General features: G+C 62.2%; 14 protein-coding genes. 3 read left to right on the top strand and 11 right to left on the bottom strand.

Annotated elements, in window-relative coordinates; all coding sequences use genetic code 11:
• Positions 1 to 32: 32 nt before the first annotated feature.
• On the top strand, positions 33 to 881 hold the full coding sequence (locus VITFI_RS12830; protein WP_089417294.1) for a 3-hydroxybutyryl-CoA dehydrogenase: 849 nt from the start codon (positions 33 to 35) through the stop codon (positions 879 to 881).
• Between the two features lie 13 nt (positions 882 to 894).
• On the opposite strand, the gene VITFI_RS12825 is transcribed toward VITFI_RS12830, so the two are convergent.
• The 7 genes from VITFI_RS12825 to VITFI_RS12795 all read right to left on the bottom strand — a co-directional run bounded on the left by VITFI_RS12825 (position 895) and on the right by VITFI_RS12795 (position 7,731).
• Complete coding sequence (locus VITFI_RS12825; protein ID WP_089417293.1) at positions 895 to 1,710, bottom strand: sulfite exporter TauE/SafE family protein; 816 nt, start codon at positions 1,708 to 1,710, stop codon at positions 895 to 897.
• Positions 1,711 to 1,964: 254 nt separating this feature from the next.
• Positions 1,965 to 2,372 (bottom strand): cell division protein ZapA, encoded by a 408-nt coding sequence (locus VITFI_RS12820; protein WP_198301472.1) that lies wholly within the window; start codon positions 2,370 to 2,372, stop codon positions 1,965 to 1,967.
• A gap of 5 nt (positions 2,373 to 2,377) precedes the next feature.
• Positions 2,378 to 2,620, bottom strand: coding sequence for a hypothetical protein (locus VITFI_RS12815; protein WP_089418148.1), 243 nt, complete (start codon positions 2,618 to 2,620; stop codon positions 2,378 to 2,380).
• Positions 2,621 to 2,631: 11 nt separating this feature from the next.
• Positions 2,632 to 3,735, bottom strand: a complete 1,104-nt coding sequence (gene mltB / locus VITFI_RS12810; protein WP_198301471.1) for a lytic murein transglycosylase B — start codon at positions 3,733 to 3,735, stop codon at positions 2,632 to 2,634.
• 23 nt (positions 3,736 to 3,758) lie between these two features.
• On the bottom strand, positions 3,759 to 5,798 hold the full coding sequence (locus tag VITFI_RS12805; protein WP_089417291.1) for a transglutaminase family protein: 2,040 nt from the start codon (positions 5,796 to 5,798) through the stop codon (positions 3,759 to 3,761).
• Between the two features lie 7 nt (positions 5,799 to 5,805).
• Positions 5,806 to 6,792, bottom strand: a complete 987-nt coding sequence (locus VITFI_RS12800) for a DUF58 domain-containing protein (protein WP_089417290.1) — start codon at positions 6,790 to 6,792, stop codon at positions 5,806 to 5,808.
• 12 nt (positions 6,793 to 6,804) lie between these two features.
• Complete coding sequence (locus tag VITFI_RS12795; protein ID WP_089418146.1) at positions 6,805 to 7,731, bottom strand: AAA family ATPase; 927 nt, start codon at positions 7,729 to 7,731, stop codon at positions 6,805 to 6,807.
• A gap of 57 nt (positions 7,732 to 7,788) precedes the next feature.
• On the opposite strand from VITFI_RS12795, the gene VITFI_RS18785 reads away from it, so the two are divergent.
• Positions 7,789 to 8,346, top strand: coding sequence for a histone deacetylase family protein (locus VITFI_RS18785; protein WP_332461885.1), 558 nt, complete (start codon positions 7,789 to 7,791; stop codon positions 8,344 to 8,346).
• The gene (locus VITFI_RS18780; protein ID WP_332461884.1) at positions 8,292 to 8,726 is read left to right on the top strand and encodes an arginase family protein; all 435 of its coding nucleotides are present in this window, start codon (positions 8,292 to 8,294) and stop codon (positions 8,724 to 8,726) included. Before VITFI_RS18785 ends, VITFI_RS18780 begins: the two co-directional genes overlap by 55 nt.
• A 126-nt stretch (positions 8,727 to 8,852) precedes the next feature.
• On the opposite strand, the gene VITFI_RS12785 is transcribed toward VITFI_RS18780, so the two are convergent.
• The 4 genes from VITFI_RS12785 to VITFI_RS12770 all read right to left on the bottom strand — a co-directional run bounded on the left by VITFI_RS12785 (position 8,853) and on the right by VITFI_RS12770 (position 16,398).
• Positions 8,853 to 10,526 carry a DNA cytosine methyltransferase gene (locus VITFI_RS12785; protein ID WP_089417289.1) on the bottom strand — a complete coding sequence of 558 codons (1,674 nt, stop codon included), beginning with the start codon at positions 10,524 to 10,526 and terminating at the stop codon, positions 8,853 to 8,855.
• A 190-nt stretch (positions 10,527 to 10,716) separates the two neighbouring features.
• Positions 10,717 to 12,519, bottom strand: coding sequence for an AIPR family protein (locus VITFI_RS12780; RefSeq protein ID WP_089417288.1), 1,803 nt, complete (start codon positions 12,517 to 12,519; stop codon positions 10,717 to 10,719).
• Positions 12,516 to 13,529, bottom strand: coding sequence for a PD-(D/E)XK motif protein (locus VITFI_RS12775; RefSeq protein WP_089417287.1), 1,014 nt, complete (start codon positions 13,527 to 13,529; stop codon positions 12,516 to 12,518). The genes VITFI_RS12780 and VITFI_RS12775 overlap by 4 nt, the downstream gene beginning before the upstream one ends.
• Positions 13,519 to 16,398, bottom strand: coding sequence for a Z1 domain-containing protein (locus VITFI_RS12770; RefSeq protein ID WP_198301470.1), 2,880 nt, complete (start codon positions 16,396 to 16,398; stop codon positions 13,519 to 13,521). Before VITFI_RS12770 ends, VITFI_RS12775 begins: the two co-directional genes overlap by 11 nt.
• Positions 16,399 to 16,405 lie beyond the last annotated feature (7 nt).

Raw genomic sequence — 16,405 nt, 5'->3', positions numbered from 1 at the left:
ATTTTCACAGAGACAGACTAGGAGCACATTTCATGAGCATCACGCAAGTGGGCGTCATCGGCGCCGGCACCATGGGCAACGGCATCGCGCAGGCCTGTGCGGTCAGCGGCATCAAAGTGGTGATGGTGGACATCAGCGACGCCGCCGTGCAAAAAGGCGTGGCCACCGTCTCCGGCAGCCTGGATCGCCTGATCAAGAAAGAAAAGCTGACCGCAGAAGCCAAGGCCGCCGCCATGGCACTGATTCAGGGCAGCACCGACTATGCCGATCTGGTGGGCTGCCAACTGGTGATCGAAGCAGCCACGGAAAACGAAGGGCTCAAGGTCAAAATCCTGCAACAGCTCGACACTTTGCTGCCCGCCGACACCATCGTCGCTACCAACACCTCGTCGATCTCCATCACCAAGCTGGCTGCGGTGACGAAGCGCGCCGACCGTTTCATCGGCATGCACTTCTTCAACCCGGTGCCGATGATGGCGCTGGTGGAAATCATCCGGGGCCTGCAAACCTCGGACGCCACCCACGACGCCATCAAGGCCCTGGCCGTGGCCCTGGGCAAGACGCCGATCACCGTGAAGAACGCGCCGGGCTTCGTCGTCAACCGCGTGTTGATTCCGATGATCAACGAAGCCTTCTTCGTGTTGGCCGAAGGCACCGCCAGCGCGGAAGACATCGATGCTGGCATGAAGCTGGGTTGCAACCAACCCATCGGCCCGTTGGCGCTGGCCGACATGATCGGCCTGGATGTCTGCCTGGCGGTGATGGACGTGTACATGAAGGAGTTCAACGACTCCAAGTACCGCCCCTGCCCGCTGCTGAAGGAAATGGTGGCCGCCGGTTGGCTGGGCCGCAAGACCGGTCGCGGCGTCTACGTGTACTGAGCGGGCGCCGGGTTCAACCCGCCCACGCTTTCCACAGCATGTACGCCGCCAAGGCGTACAGCAGCACCGCAAAGGCTCGTTTGAGCTGGGCCACGTTCATGGCGTGGGCGGTGCGAGCCCCCAGCGGGGCCATGAGCACGCTGCAACTGGCGATCACCGCCAGCGCCGGCAGGTACAAATAACCCAGCGTGCCGGGCACCCCCGGCGGCAAGTTCCAGCCGCCGACGATGTAGCCCACGGTGTTGGCCAACGCGATCGGAAAGCCCAGCGCGGCACTCGTGGCCACGGCGTGGTGAATGGGCACGTTGCACCACGTCATGAAGGGCACGCTGATGAAGCCACCGCCCGCGCCGACCAGCCCCGAAATGAACCCAATGCCGGTGCCGGCAGCGGTTTGGCCACCCCATCCGGGCATTTGGCGGCTGGCGGCGGGTTTTTTGCCCTGAAGCATTTGCGTGGCCGAAAACGCCACAAACAGGCCGAACACCAGGGCCAACGTGTGCCCTTTCAGCACTGCAAACGCGCCGGCCCCGGCCAACAAGCCGCCCAGCACGATGCCAGGTGCGATGCCGCGCACGATTTCCCAACGCACTGCGCCGCGCCGGTGGTGGGCGCGCACGCTGGAGAGCGAGGTGAACAAAATGGTGGCCATCGAGGTGGCGATGGCCATCTTCACCGCCATGTCCGCACCGACGCCTCGGCCACTTAGGATCATGGTGAGAAACGGCACCATCAACATGCCGCCGCCGATGCCCAGCAGCCCAGCGAGAAAACCGGCGCACAGGCCCAATGCGGCCAGCTCGGCCAGCAGCCACAACGAAACATCCATGGGGGAGGGAACAGCGAGGAGGGGAGAGAGAGGGGGGTGTCCGCCACACGCTGTGGGCCGCATTCCTGAACCCAGGGGATTCAGGTGGGCGAGGTCAGCGAGGCTTCGGGTTCATCTGACGCGAGACGATCGCACCAGCCAGGCGATGTTCCAAGCCCGGGCTCGCGAGAGCATCGGTTCAAGGAAATATAAAACCCACACGGGTGGGCGGACGCCACCATTGTAGGCGGCACCGCGCCACGCGCAAGCCCGGTTCAGGTTGGAGGCATCCACGGAGTGGTCAAGATGGGAACATCGGCTGGGGGGCCGCTGCGCACATCGGGCTCCGGTGGCGGCGGTGGGGGGGGGATGTCGGTTGGCCAGTTCGCGGGGGGCAACGCGGCGTCGATCTGTTGAATCATCAGGTCGATCATGGCGCGGTCGGTTTGCTGGCCTTCGAGCAGTTCCTCGGGCGAGGGCGGTGGGGCCACCAACTGCTCAGCCAACCGGAAGGCTACATTGAGCGCCGCTAAAATCGCCATGCGTTCGCGGGTTTTGATCTTGCCGGCGTCGCGGATGGCGGTCAGCTCGTCCTCGACGGTTTGCACCGCCAGACGCAACATGGGCTCGCAGCCGGGGGGGCAGGCCAGGGTGTAACTTTGGCCCAGCAGTTCACATTCCATGTAACTCATTCGTGAAACCCCCCGGGAGACTCCTTTGACAAACGATCCAGCAGCGCATCCACCCGCGCTCGGGCGGCTGACAGGCGTGAGCGCAGGCTGTCGCGCTCTGCGGTCAGATCGGCGATTTGCTGTTCCAGCGCCAGGCAAGTGGCCTGCAAGTCGGCGTAGCCCTGGAGCAGGGACTGCACGCGGTCGGACAATTCGGGTAACCGGGTCAAGACCCGTGTCGGAGGAGGGGAGGATTGCATGATCAGATGGCTCATCGATCCGGGGTGCGGGGGCGCTGTTGGGGGGCTGCGGCCATGGCGCGGGCTTGCCGCAGCTCGCGGGCCAGCTCAATCACCGCCATCGCATAGTAGGCCGACCAGTTGTAGCGCGTGATGGTGTAGAAATTTTGCGTGGCGGCCAAGTACAGCGGCGCGTCATTGCCATTTTGCAGGGAGACGAAGGCCAGTGGGCCGGCATGATGCTGGCCTTCTTGATCCACCAGCGCCCCACGGGCCTGCATCTGCGCCACGGTGAAGGTGGGTTGGATGTCCGGGCCCATCAACTCTGCCAGTTGTTGAGCATCGGTGGGCGGACGCACGGTGTAGTGGGTGGGCATGTTGGGCTGCCAGCCAAACTGCGCCAAGTAGTGCGCCACGCTGCCAATGACGTCGGCGGGTTGCTGCATCAAATCGATGTGGCCATCGCCGTTGAAGTCCACCGCGTATTTCAGGATGCTGCTGGGCATGAACTGCGGCAACCCAATCGCCCCGGCATAAGAGCCCAAGACGCCCGTCGGATCGCGGCCTTCGCGATGGCACCACTGCAAGTAGGCGGCGAGTTCGTCGCGGAAGAACATGCGTCGGTCACTGCGGCCCGAAGGGAAGTCAAATCCCAGTGTTGTCAGGGCGTCCAAGATGCGGAAGGTGCCCGTTTGGCGTCCGTAGATGGTTTCCACACCGACGATGGCCACGATGACCGAGGCCGGCACCCCCCAGCGCGTTTCGGCTTGGGTCAGCCAGTCCTGCTGGGCGTTCCACCACTGTACGCCCTGGCGGATGCGCGTGGCGTCGATGAAGCGGGCGCGGTAGTTTGTCCAGTTTTTGGCGGTGCCGCTGGGCGCCGGCATGATGAATTTGGCCACCTTGGGTTGAAATCGCGCCTGGGCCAATTGGCTCATCACCCAAGTGGGTTCCAGGTGCTGGCGTTTGGCCATATCGTGGGCCCACTGCTGCACTTCGGGGCGATCCGCGTACGGCACGATGACGGTTGAGGCCGCCGCCGGTGTGCTGGGCGAAGCCACCACAGGCGCGGTGTGGGCGGGCCCGGCAGCCAGCAGCACGCAGGCGGCGCACTTGCTGGCCAGAGAGCGAAGCAAAGAAAAATCCAGACGCATGAAAGTCAAAGTGTTTGAGCGCGCAGGCGGCGGGCGGCGTCCATGAACTGGCGCTGCCAGGCCCGCAGCGCGACGGAGGGGGTCGAGGCGCTCGCGGTGGAGTCTGAGCCCTGAGCGTAACGCAACTGTTCCAGGGCGAGGAAATGGGCCACCAGTTCTTGGGCCGTGCTGCCGTGGCGGGCGGCCAGCAAATCGGCGAGCTGGGCGGGGCTGTGGTGGGGCTGGGCCGCCACGTCCAACTGCTGGAGGCGGTCTAGGATCAGGGTGCGCAAGCGTTCCCACGGGGTGCGACGGCGACCGTCCCACCAAGCCCACAGTGCCCCGCCCAGCGCGCTCGCGCACACCAAACCCAGCAAAATCTGCGCTAAACCGAGCAGGGTGTCGCCCTCCCAGCCCAGGTGTTGCAGCAGGTCGTTCTGCTGCAAAGCGCCGTAGCCCAAAATCCACTGATTCCAGCGGTTGTCCAAGATCTCGAACCACAACCGTGATTGCAGCAGCCAGTCCGTGTACCACGTGCCCATCATCCGATCCATGGCGGTGGGTGCTGGCGACAAGGCCTGCCCGGTTTCGACCCGGTTGGGGGCCACAGCGGCAGTCGGATCGAGGCGAATCCAGCCGTGACCTTGCTCCCAGTATTCAACCCAGGCGTGGGCATTGCTCTGGCGCACGATGTAATAACCATCGACCGGCTGTGGATCGGTGCCCAGGTAACCCGTCACGATGCGGGCAGGTACGCCCATCATGCGCAGAATCAGGGTGACGCTGGCGGCATAGTGCTCGCAGAAGCCGCGCCGTTGGTCGAGCCAAAAGGTGTCCACGGGATCAGGCCCCAGGGCGCCCGGCGACAGGGTGTAACCGTACCCCCCCGTGCGGATGTGCGTGAGCAGTGCTTGAGCGCGCTGGCTGGCGCTGGCCCCTTGGAGGTCGGGGCGCTGGGCCAGCGCGTCGGCCCAGGCGCGTGTGCGGGGATGGCGCTTGGAAGGGGTGGCCGTGAAAGTGCGGTGCCACAGCGGGCTGAGTGGTTCCAGTTGGACGAACCGTGGCCAAGCCTCACCGCGCAGGCGAAAGCGCTGGGCAGCAGGCGCAGGCAAGCGCCACTGGCCCCACCGATCGGGATGGCTGGGCCAATCGCCTTGCAGCGGCAGTCCTTCAGGGCGTTGCAGGGTGTGCTCCGGCAAGGGCAGCAGGGCCAAGCGCAGCGGCTCCAGGGTGATCTCATAACGCACCGGTGTGGTGCCAGGGGGCGGCACCCAGGTGGTCAGGGGGGCGGCTTGTGGCAGGGTCAGCCAGCGTTGCCCGTCGTAGTGGGTCAGCACGGGGCCGCGCAAGTACAGCGGCTCGCGAGGTGGCGCCCCTTCAGGAAACCGCAGGCGGGCGGCAATGCTGCGGTCTTGCGCCAGTTGCGTGATGTCCCCCAGGCCCATCTCGTCAGACAGCCCGGTGACGCCTTGGTCATTGGGCATGGCCCACAGCGGGCCGATGCGCGGAAACAGCACGAACAGCGCCACCATCACCGGTGTGCCGATCAGCGCCGCCCATCCCGCAAGGCGGCCAGCTTGCCACAGGCTGGGGTAGCCGGCTGGCATGTGGGCCAAACTCAACGCCGTGAGCCAGCCCCACACCGCCAGCGTCATGCCCACCGTAACGATGAGGCTTTGTGAGTAGAAAAACTGCGTGAGGATGAGAAAAAACCCCAGAAAAAACACCACCATGGCGTCTCGGCGGGCCCGCAGCTCCAGGGTTTTCAGGGTCATCAGCAACACCAGCAGGGTGACGCCGGCATCGCGTCCGAACAGGGTTTTCTGCTCCCACCAGACGATGGCGGTTCCCGCCACCAACACCCCAAGCAGCGCCCAGCGGCCAGGCAGGGGGCGTTGTGTCCACGCCAGCAGGGCACGCCACACCAGCACAACGGCACACAACCCGCTCAAACTCGGTGACAGCCAAGCGGCGTGAGGCACCAACGTCCAGGCGATGACGGCCAGCAAGAACAGCGTGTCGCGCATGTCTCGGGGCATGCGGGAGGGAGAAGAAAACCAGCTCATCGGGGATTCAAGGTTGCCACTCGGCCAAGGCTTGCAGGGCCGCTTGGCGTTGTGGGGCTCCACCACTGCATGGCAGCTCCCGGCCAGGCAGGCGCAGGCCAAATGGCCGTTCTTCAGCAGCACACACCAGCACCCACGCTGCCAGGCGGGACAAGCGCGCTTCCGGGTCGCGCAGTTGGGTGTCCTGCCAATCCAGCCAGCGTTGGGGTTGGACGGTGGCGGGTGTGTCGCGGCTCACGAGTTCACCGCTGCGGGCCACTTTTTTCCAGACGATGTGGCGCAGGCTGTCGCCTCGGCGCCAAGGGCGGACACCCTCAAACTCCGAGCCGGTGACATGCCGGCGCTGCGCGCCACTGGGGTTGTCGTGCGGATGGGCCGGCAGCGGCGGGCTGGGACGCTCGGGACGGGGATACACCCACGCCCCGCCCAGGGGGCGCCACACCGTCCAAGCGCGAAACAACCCGAAGGGAAAACGGCTTTCCAAGTGCAAAAACGGCAGAAGCTGGTAGCCCCGCTGCGGGGCCGCCAAGCTCAAATGCACGCTCGTTTGTGCGCGGGCGGGGACCTCGGCCCAAGCGAGTTCCCCCACCGCATCCCAGGTGGCCGGGCCCAGGCTGAGGCCGTGGCGTGTGGCGCCTGGGTTGGTCAACACCACTTCCAAGCGAACGCCTTCGCCACAGAACGTGGGCGAGGGGGCGCGCACATGCAGGCGCAGGCCGCGCAGGCTGGCGTGGGTCATGTGCATGGAGGCCAGGGCGCTGCCCGCCAGCAAAAACGTCAAGGCGTAGCCCAAGTTCAGTTGGTAGTTGATCGAGCCAATCAACAACAGCAACAACGTGGCGGCAAACGCCCACCCTGCCGGCGTCGGCATGATGTAGATGTTGCGCTGGGTGAGTGTCCACGATTCGCACACGGGCAGGCGCCCGAGCCACCAATGCCGAAGGCGCCGGCGCCAGCGCAGCGCTTCGGGCCAATGCCATGCAGATACAGCCATGGATAAGGGGGATCAGGGCAGCGGCACGGCGGCCAGCATGGCCAGCACCTGTTCGCGGGCGCCGCGTTGTGCGCCGGGCACCGGCACCAAACGATGGGCAATGGCCTGCGGCAAAACGGCCTGCACATCATCCGGCGCGACGTAGGAGCGACCTTGCAGCAGCGCCCGGGCCCGGCTGACCCGCAGCAACGCCAACCCGGCACGCGGGGACAGCCCTTCCACAAACCAACGTCCTGAGCGCGTGGCCTCGATCAATGCTTGCACATAGTCCAGCAGCGCGTCGGAGGCGCGGATGCGCGGCACTTCGGCCATCAGCTCGGTCAATTCTTCGGGTGTCAGCACCGCCCCCAAGGTGGTGAGCATGGCACGCCGATCCTGCCCGGCCAGCAGGGCGCGTTCGGCGGCACGATCCGGATAGCCCAGCGAGATGCACATCAGGAAGCGGTCGAGCTGGCTTTCGGGCAGTGCATAAGTGCCGAGCTGCTCGCTGGGATTTTGGGTGGCAATGACGAAAAACGGCGCCGGCAGCTTGCGTGTGCGCCCTTCGATGCTGACTTGACGCTCCTCCATGGCTTCAAGCAAAGCGCTCTGGGTTTTGGGGCCGGCGCGGTTGATTTCATCGGCCAGCAGCACCTGCGCGAACACCGGGCCAGGGTGGAAGACGAACGCGTCGCGGCCTTTGTCGAACACACTGACGCCGAGCAAATCCGAGGGCATCAAGTCCGCTGTGAACTGGGCGCGTGAGAAGCGCAGCCCCAGCGACAGCGCCAGCGCTTGCGCCAGCGTGGTCTTGCCCACGCCCGGCACGTCTTCAATCAGCAAATGACCGCCTGCCAGTAAGCAAGCGATGGCATCCTCGATTTGCCGGTCTTTCCCGACGATGACCGTGCCCATCTGACCCTTGAGCTGAGTCAATTTAGTTTGCAGTGTTGCGCTCATCATCAAGCCACGATAGCTGATTTCAAAAGGAGACGACGCGTCGGCGTTTCAGCACCCATGATCACCGCTTACTTCACCCATCCAGACTGCCGCTTGCATGACATGGGCTCCGGCCACCCCGAGAGCCCGCAACGTTTGGACGCGATTGAGGATCGCTTATTGGTGTCCGGTCTGGACATCGCGCTGACCCGCTTTGACGCGCCCCTGGCCCGACATGCCGACTTGATGTTGGCCCACAGCGAAGGTTACTTGCTGGAACTCGAAGAGTTCATGAAGCAGGCCACCGAAACCGGTGAGCACCGTGCGCTGGATCCAGACACCCTGGTGTGCCCCCACACTTGGCGGGCTGCGTTGCGCTCGGCGGGTGCGGCTGTGGCGGCCACCGATGCGGTGATCGATCGCAAAGCGGCGAACGCGTTTTGTGCCATTCGCCCGCCGGGCCACCATGCCACGCGGTCGGAGACCATGGGGTTTTGTTTCTTCAACAACATCTGCATTGCGGCGCGCCATGCGTTGGATGTGCGTGGGCTCAAGCGCGTGGCCATCATTGATTTCGATGTGTGCATCACGGCAACGGCACGGAGGACATCGTTGCGGGCGACGAACGCATTCTGATGGTGAGTTTCTTCCAGGACGGTATTTACCCCTTCAACGGTGGCGTTCCGCTGGGCACCAACATGGTGAACCTGCCGATTCCGGCCTACACCCGAGGCGAGGCGATTCGTGAGTTGATCACCGCCAATTGGATTCCTCGGTTGGAGGAGTTCAAGCCGGAAATGATCTTCATCTCGGCGGGTTTTGACGCACACCGGGAAGACGACATGGGCCAGCTCGGGTTGGTCGAAGCCGATTACGAGTGGATGACGCGCCAGTTGGTGGCAGTAGCGGAGAAGCATTGCCAGGGGCGCGTTGTTTCTTGCCTCGAAGGGGGCTATTCGCTGAGTTCACTGGCACGCAGCGTGGCGGCGCACATCCGGGCGCTGGCAGACGTGTAGGGCCCTGTCAGGGTAACCGGGCGTCTAGGAAGCGCTTCTGCGCTCATAAGGCGTACGACGGCAGGTTTCTAGCGATGAGTTGGTAGGCAGTTTTTTCCCGGAGGAGCCTCTGTGCGTCCGTGCATTTCAGGCTCCAACTGGGATTCGCATTGAAACCGAACTGTCACGCCCGTTGGGGGCTGGTATAGCTATGTTTTCAGAATAGGCCCGTTGGAGTACGTAGGCGATAATTTGTCCAATTTTGGTAGCCAGCAGGGGAGGGACAGCATTGCCGACTTGCGTGTATTGGGATGTTCTGTTACCGAGAAATACGTAAGAGTCTGAAAAAGTCTGAAGTCTGGCGGCTTCTCTAACGGTCAAGCTTCGACACTGCAACGGGTCATAATGGATAAAAGCGTGACCATCCTTGCCAATATGGCTCGTGATAGTCTTGCTGTGCATATAAGCCAGCTGGACGCGGAATCGATCTTTGAAAATGGCAGTTTCTAAATTACTTGGATCGACGTTTTTGTGTCTGGGTAACAAGCAGGGCGGAAAATCTGCTAAGCGTGGGCTGCTGCCACGGAGACCGGCTACTGCCATGAAGAAATAGCGCAGTAAATCCTCGGGCATGTGAGCGCGTGATTCGTGATTAGTTAGCAGGTTAGAAGAGCGATCCAAGTACCAATCGCGCAGCACATGCGGCGCTGTTTGACAGCGTATACGGTTGGAGCCTGGGCCTGGGTCTTTCGTGCTGGCTCTTACCTGCATGTGGTGGTGAACCATGCTGGCTGCAAGTAATAAGCCTTCTTCTCCGCGCTCCCTAAGTTGTTTCAATGCTTCATCCATTAGCGGGAGTGACAAACTTTGTTTCCAGGACAGTCCTTGACCGCGAAAACTCACGTCTGGCCGCAGCCGTGGAAGATCACTGATGGCGTCGAATACCGAAATGGAGTCCGCTGGAGTCAGCGGGGGAACGTGGTTGCCTGCCTTGTAGAAAATGTCTTCCCGGACGCCACAAATGACGACCCGATGTCGGGCTTGTGGTAAGCCCAATTTTTCCGTTTGAATGATGAAGTCCTCCGCCGTATGTGCGGGCTTTCTGATTCCGTCTGCACCGCGCGCCAGAGCTACTAGGACGTATCTAGGGCCATCTGTGCCGCCATTGCATGCCATACTTGGGTGGCGCAGATCATTGGTGATGGTCTCGAATATCTGCCGCCCTTCAATTGTTGAGCTGAGAATACCCTTGACGTTCTCCATGATGAAGACGGCAGGTCTGAACTCATTGATGACGTCGAGGTACTCGCGATATAAGAAGTGTCGGTGATCGTTTTCTGCTTTGTAGCCATCCTTACTCCGATTCCGAGCTCGACCTACGATGGAATAAGCTTGGCAAGGGGGGCCGCCGATTAGCACGATGTTGTCAGGAAGTCCGCCATCGACTGCGTATGGAGTCAGTCGTTCTCGAATCCGGGTGGAAATGATCTTGCGCTGGGTGTGCCCCAATTCAAAATGCCAAGCCTCTCGATCGGCCTCCTTGCATGCATTGCGGATTGTCTGACCCCCTTTGGTCATTAGCTGATCGAAAACGATGTTCCATGGTTCGACTTCGACGATTTCATCCCATATGGCCCATTCACTGGCCTCTCGTGTCACCACCCGCAACAAGGCGCGGTGTGCTGCACGCAGTCGTAGGGTCTCGAAGGCCATACCGTCCTTCTCGACAGAAAGCACGATGCGGAAATCTGTACAAGAGCGGCATAAGCCTTCACCGAGCCCTCCTGGGCCGGCAAACAGATCGATGACAGGAATGGTCATGAGACGATGAGCGGGGATACTTTTTGAGCCGGTTTTTCGAAGGGGCGCGAAGTTCGCGACCAATGTTCCACGGGATCTTCGGGTCGGTCATGAACTGAGCGCCAGTGTCTAGAAGGTGCTGACGATCTGAGAATGCCTGTCATCCGATCCACTGGCTCCGAATTAGCTGTTCTGGCAAATCGTGGTGCCCTCATGCTCCGATCTCGATGATGTCGGTGGTGACGGCGGGTGAGTAACTCGCGTCCCGGATGGCTTGCCAGCACTCCGGACGTTTAGCCCATTCGGAAATCATCTTGCCTCTGGCCGAGTCATGCAGATGCTTATTGACCTCATCGGACCAGGTTTCGATCTGTCGCCGCAGTCCGTGCGAGATGCTCTGGGCTTCCCAGATCCTGTCGAGATTGATGCGTGAGCCCAGCTTGTGCGCCAGCAGAGCGATGACGTAGGTGGTGACGTTGGCCTGGAATGAAAGGAAACGGGTACGCATGAATGCGGACGTCCGTTTGAACAGGATGGCCTTGGCAACGGCGTGCTTCCAAGCCTGGACATCGGGCTTATTGTTGCCGGAGGAAGTCTCGTCACCAGCTTCGGCGAGCTTTTCCATGAATTCGGCGAAATTTTTCTGGGAACCCTTGCTGACCACGTGGGGCAGCTGATCCCAGGTGTTCAGATATTTCGCCAGATCTGTCTTGGTGATCCGTTTGGTCGATGGGATGTCCTTCTTCAGCTTGGCGAGCTGGGTGGCCGTCTTGCCGTTGAGGGCCAGCATCGTGGCGTAGCTGCCCGAGGCACGCTCGTAGAACCACTTCTGCTCGCCATCAGGGCAGTAGACCGTCTGCGACAGACGTTCCATATCAATGTGATAAGGTTGGTTTGCCGACAGATCCGACACTTTTACGGCTGACTGGCTGTTGGCAAAGCGCGAGATGTCGGAAATGAGGTTTTCCTCGGCAGTGCCGCTGCGAGATTTGAGGATGATGATCTTGGCGGGGACGCGCACTGGTGCCAGATTGATGGATGGATCCTTGCGCTTGGAAAAGTAGATCGAGGCAGTGGTCTGCCCACCATTGACGATCTGCATGCCCTTGAGTGCTGCAATGCAGTCGTGTCCGGTGACTGATGGCTGCATCACGGCCTCGTCAGCAACGATGACGATGCCGTTGTTGTAGGCAAGGAAGCGATCCGGCTGGCTTTTCAAGGTCTCCCGGATGCCCTTATTGACCTTGTTGGTGCTGTTGAGGAAAGAGCGGACGTTGGCCTCCAGTAAGCGGGTGCTGAAGCGCTCATACAGCAGTCGCAAAGCTTCACCAGGGATAGCTGCCAAGGCGTAGTCGTATCCGGACTGTTCAGCAGGCACGTAGACGCATGGCAGAGGCTCGCCGCAGACGTCAGCAAAGTTGATCACCAGCTCGTCACGCGGGTTGCCTTCTGAGAGGTGACGGAACAGGCGCTCGATATCCATCATTTCCAGCCGGATCAGCTTGCCGCCGATCTCCTTGGCAGCGAACTGGCGGTTCTTGGCCCGTCGATCCGTCAGCACGAAGACGCGAATCTGGTCGAGTGTCGGGTAGGCATCCCGGATGGTGACGGCCAGTGCGTAAGCTTCCGTCGAAGCGTCGATCTTTGCCAGCAGCTTGCCGTCGGCACACGCGCTCAGAAAGCTCAGGCAGTGCTTGATGGCCGTCTGTGCATCAGCGTCAGGGATCTCGCGCAGGCTCGTGGCACCTTCGTAGAGGCTGACGAACAGATCAAGGCGCTCACCCTCATCCATGACGGCGTAGCCACTCAGTCGCAGCTTCTGGTTGCCGAGCTTGAGCGAGATGTGACACAGCTCCGGGTCTCCGGTCATGCCGATGTCGGCCATGTGCTGCATGACGATCTCGGTGAACACCGACTCCGCGTGCGGATAGCTGGTGGTTTCGCCCAAGATTCGTGCCTCGATCTCGGAGCGGACGCGGGCCTGGGTGGTCTCCAGGAATTCTTCCAGGGTCATGTTCTTGTGGCTCCCATGTGTGTAAGCACCTGATCCAGCGAGCAGGACGGGGCGTCAATGAGATCCAGGGCCAGCTCATACGAGGCTTGCCGGATCGACGTGGGCACGTTTGCTCGGGTCAGGCGGGGGAAGGATTCTCCGACGTGCAGGAACCAGGTTTTATGGTTCTTGCACCGGCGGGTGTAATGGCTGGCATGTGCATCGGCATAACCTGCTTGCAGCAGCAGGTGATCCAGTTCCTGTCGTGCTGTTGTCTGGGCATCGGCCAGCAGGCGCACACGGGCAACGATGTCGGGCAGGCTGGCGCCAGCTGGGTCAGCTTGCAAGCGGGTGGCACAAACGTACAGCGGACGGTGCGCTTGCTCATCCAGCTGTTCCAGCGAGCCAATGCGAGCAGGAAAACCTGGGGAGGAGAAGGTGGTCTTCACCTCGATGGCTCCTGCGCCGATGACGAAGTCATGCAGACCCCGTGTCGGGCCATGCCAGGTCTGGATGGCAGCCGGGCCGCCCAGGCTGGGGTGACTGATCAGTTGCGCGAGCAGGAGCAACTCTCCGATCAGCCCGGTTTCAGCCTCAGGCCCGAGCGTGCGTTCGCCAGTCTGGCGCATGAAATCCAGCCAGGCTCGCAGGCGGGCCAGCAGCAGACCGTGACCCAGTACAGGGTTGGCGGCAGCTCCGAGCACGTCCATCACGTCCGAAACCATGGCGTCAAACAGCTCGACACTGGCACCAGCCTGGCGAGTCAGTGCGAGCCAGTGACGCCCGTTTGTCACCTGCGGGCTGGTTCTGAGTACCGAAAACCCCTGGGCTTCCGGCAGTTTTTCCCCCGGGAAGGGTTGCTGGCGAAAACCGATCAGCACGGATTCCAGGGCACCCGGGAAGAGTCGGCCGGCACGGACACCAATGTTTCCGGATGAGTCCTCGGCGACCGGAATCGTCTGCCAACCGTCACTGCCGCCAGACTCAAGCGCTCGCCAGGCGATCCGGACGGACTGCATGTCAATCGGCATAGTCGAGTTCCCAGCCCACGTTGTTCACCTTGTATTCGACGACGCAGTTTTCCAGGCGGCTGTCCGGGAAGCTGATGCCGAAAGCGGCCACAGGAGGCAGCAAGTGGCTGTTGAGCGAAGCCCCGGAGCGTTCCGGATCCAGGAGATAGAGCAGCAGCAGCCCGCGCTGTGGTGTTGCCGGAACACCGGTTCCACCCTGTCCCCTGACCTTGCGAAGGGCCACTCCGCTGGGTGCAGAAGGAGCGGGTGGCGCGTTGCCGGTCGCAGGTGCTGCGCTTCCTTCGGGCATGGCCTGGGTCACTTCTAGCGCGGCATTCCAGGTGGCTTCATTAACATCAACTGCTTCGTCCTGAGGTGACAGGAGACGCTTGATCACGTAGCCGTCAGAACCCCTGCCTGCTTGCGTGCGGATCAGCTTGGCAACACGGAGTGTGTGAGAGAGGTCGAAGTACTGCGTGGTGACGTATTCGCTCGCAGGCTTCGGGGTGGGGCGCTTGGCCATTTCCGCGTCACCCATGCCGATAAGCGCGACGCTCCACTCGGTCAGCTCGCCGGCGCTCACCATGGTGCGGATGAACTGGGCCAGCATGGTGGAGTTGGCCTTGTAGGCGTCCGGGTGCGTCCTGTAGTTGTCCAAGAATTCCAGGATATCGTCGGCCATGGCATTGCGCCACAGGAAACGGCCTTCGAGTGTCTGTTTCCTTGTCTTCCAGGGCCGCTCCAGCTGGGTCTCGGGTTTGCCGAGCTGTGTCACGAGATTGCGGACAGCGGCAAGATTGGCGTTCAGTGTGGCCGGGTCGAGGAAGAAGTTGATTGTTTCCTGCACGTGCCCGCTGAACGAGAGGCGCAGAGTCCGGGCCGAGCGCATCTTCACGCGCGAGGTGATCATCAAACCGGGGTGTGCTTTGACGCGCAGGCCGTACTCCCGGGGCGTTGCGCCGATGCGGGCCATGATCTCGAACTCCTCACGCAGTTCATCTGAGGCGTCGGAGATCAGCCCGAACCAGTATTCCAGCTCGGGTGTCGTGTAGAGGCGGCACAGATCGAGATAGCCCGGGCGGTAACCGAACCAGCGTCCCATCTGCATGAGGGTGTCGTACATCCTGGAGGCTCGAAGGAAGTAGCTGACACACAGGCCTTCCAGCGTCAGACCTCGCGCCAGCTTGTCGCCGCCGATGGCAATCACCTTCAGACCTGTGCTGCCCTGTTCGGCATAGTCGAGCGCATCCTTGGCGGTGCCGTTGATGGTGCGGGTGTCGATGCTTTCCAGTACGTCGGGCAGGATGCGCTCCACCTCTTCCCAGGTCGGCATGGCCATGCGGCTGTCCGGCTCGACGCTGGCCACCACGGTTTCGTGCGTGGGAAGGAAATCCGTCTCCCAGAGCTGACGCAACCGTGCCAGATGCCCGGTCTGACCGATGCGCCGGTGCAGACGCTGGCGCATGCCCCGGACGTGTTCTCGCACCTGCTCGTGTACCAGTCGCTGCACGGCATTGAAGCGTGTCACGTGGATCAGCATCGAGCAGTGGTCTGCGCCTTGTCCCCGGAGCTGGCGCGCTGCGCAGGCCAGGATGAAGGCGTCGATGGCCTCGACCAGGGATTGGGGCAATCCGTACTCGTTCGGACACACCGGGTGGTGGGTGTTCTTGTGGCCGGTGGGCATCCAGCCCTGCTTGCCGTCCTCGCTGGCGTGATCGCTGACTTGGCGGGTCAGGGGCAGCTCGCCCTCCCTGCCGTCCGACCCGGTTCTGCCAAAGACACGGGCAGGGCCGACGTAATTGGACGGCGCACCCAGGTTGACGATGAAGGCGGAGGGAAAGATGTCCGGCCCCTCGTCGCTGGTCTCGCTGCGCTCGTGGATGAAGATGTTGGCAAAGGGAGTGGCGGTGTAGCCGACGTAGGCCGATCTGGCAAAGCTGTTCAGGATGCGCCGGATACGACTGTTGATGGCGGTCGGCTCATGATCTAGGTCAGGCTTGCCGTTCTGGTCAAAGGACTGCTCGCCGGTATCGACCGAGGCGTGATCTGACTCGTCGTCGATCAGCAGCAAAGGGAACGCCGTGACCAGGCGCCGGTCGCCGTCCTGGGTGTCAGCCACGTGGTTGCGTATCCAGCGACACAGGCGCTCAAGCACGGTCTTGTTCTTCTTCACCACGAACAGCCAGGGACGCTGCTCCGGGCTGATGCCCAGCGTCTTGGCCGTGGATGCGTTGAAGTCGCCGCTCTCGGTGCGGTTCGTGGCGAAGTTGGGGCGGATCGAGGGGTCGGTGTCGATTTCACCCACGCCGATCGGGCGGAAGTTGTCTTCCTGAAGTGGGCGGGTCTCGTAGCCCAGAAAGCCTTCGTCCAGCCGCATCTGCGTCTGGGCGCGCAGGTTGTTGTGCAGGCCAGCCAGCACGATGATGATCTTGTAGCCAGCGTCGGCGGCCTTGCCGATCAGGGCGGTGTAGTTGCTCGTCTTTCCGGACTGGACGTGACCGACCACCAATCCCTTGCGGCACCAGCGACCGGGTCGCACAGGATCCTCCAGCAAGCCAAGGATGCGATCCGTGCTCTGATCCAGTGCATCCACAGCATTCAGCGAGAGACGGCGTTCTAGCCATTCGCGGTAGCGCTGCCAGTAGCGCCAGTTGCGTTTGCGTTCGGGAACCAGCCAGCTTTCGTGGTCACTGCTGTCTTGGAGGGTCGAGTCCTGCCCGATCCACTGGCTGTTGCGTCGGATCAGCTCATCCAGCACGGCTTGCCGGTTGACGCTGTCGCGCCAGCGAGGCTGGATGGTGAGCACGCGCTCGATGATCTGCTCGAAAAGATCTGGCGTCAGGGCCGTGCCGGCAGGCTCGTCCTGGATCAGCTCCTGCACGAATTTCACGACTCTT

The sequence above is a fragment of the Vitreoscilla filiformis genome (genome assembly GCF_002222655.1).
GTDB lineage: Bacteria > Pseudomonadota > Gammaproteobacteria > Burkholderiales > Burkholderiaceae_C > Ideonella > Ideonella filiformis.
The sequence above is the reverse complement of the archived record's forward strand: the minus strand, read 5'-3'. Positions and strand labels throughout refer to the sequence as shown.

What these genes read in the sequence shown, in the direction of transcription:
- VITFI_RS12830 (WP_089417294.1), top strand. Translation starts at nt 33, where the DNA reads ATGAGCATCACGCAAGTGGGCGTCATCGGCGCCGGCACCATGGGCAAC.
- VITFI_RS12825 (WP_089417293.1), bottom strand. Translation starts at nt 1,710, where the DNA reads ATGGATGTTTCGTTGTGGCTGCTGGCCGAGCTGGCCGCATTGGGCCTG.
- VITFI_RS12820 (WP_198301472.1), bottom strand. Translation starts at nt 2,372, where the DNA reads ATGGAATGTGAACTGCTGGGCCAAAGTTACACCCTGGCCTGCCCCCCC.
- VITFI_RS12815 (WP_089418148.1), bottom strand. Translation starts at nt 2,620, where the DNA reads ATGCAATCCTCCCCTCCTCCGACACGGGTCTTGACCCGGTTACCCGAA.
- VITFI_RS12805 (WP_089417291.1), bottom strand. Translation starts at nt 5,798, where the DNA reads ATGAGCTGGTTTTCTTCTCCCTCCCGCATGCCCCGAGACATGCGCGAC.
- VITFI_RS12800 (WP_089417290.1), bottom strand. Translation starts at nt 6,792, where the DNA reads ATGGCTGTATCTGCATGGCATTGGCCCGAAGCGCTGCGCTGGCGCCGG.
- VITFI_RS12795 (WP_089418146.1), bottom strand. Translation starts at nt 7,731, where the DNA reads ATGAGCGCAACACTGCAAACTAAATTGACTCAGCTCAAGGGTCAGATG.
- VITFI_RS18785 (WP_332461885.1), top strand. Translation starts at nt 7,789, where the DNA reads ATGATCACCGCTTACTTCACCCATCCAGACTGCCGCTTGCATGACATG.
- VITFI_RS12785 (WP_089417289.1), bottom strand. Translation starts at nt 10,526, where the DNA reads ATGACCATTCCTGTCATCGATCTGTTTGCCGGCCCAGGAGGGCTCGGT.
- VITFI_RS12780 (WP_089417288.1), bottom strand. Translation starts at nt 12,519, where the DNA reads ATGACCCTGGAAGAATTCCTGGAGACCACCCAGGCCCGCGTCCGCTCC.
- VITFI_RS12775 (WP_089417287.1), bottom strand. Translation starts at nt 13,529, where the DNA reads ATGCCGATTGACATGCAGTCCGTCCGGATCGCCTGGCGAGCGCTTGAG.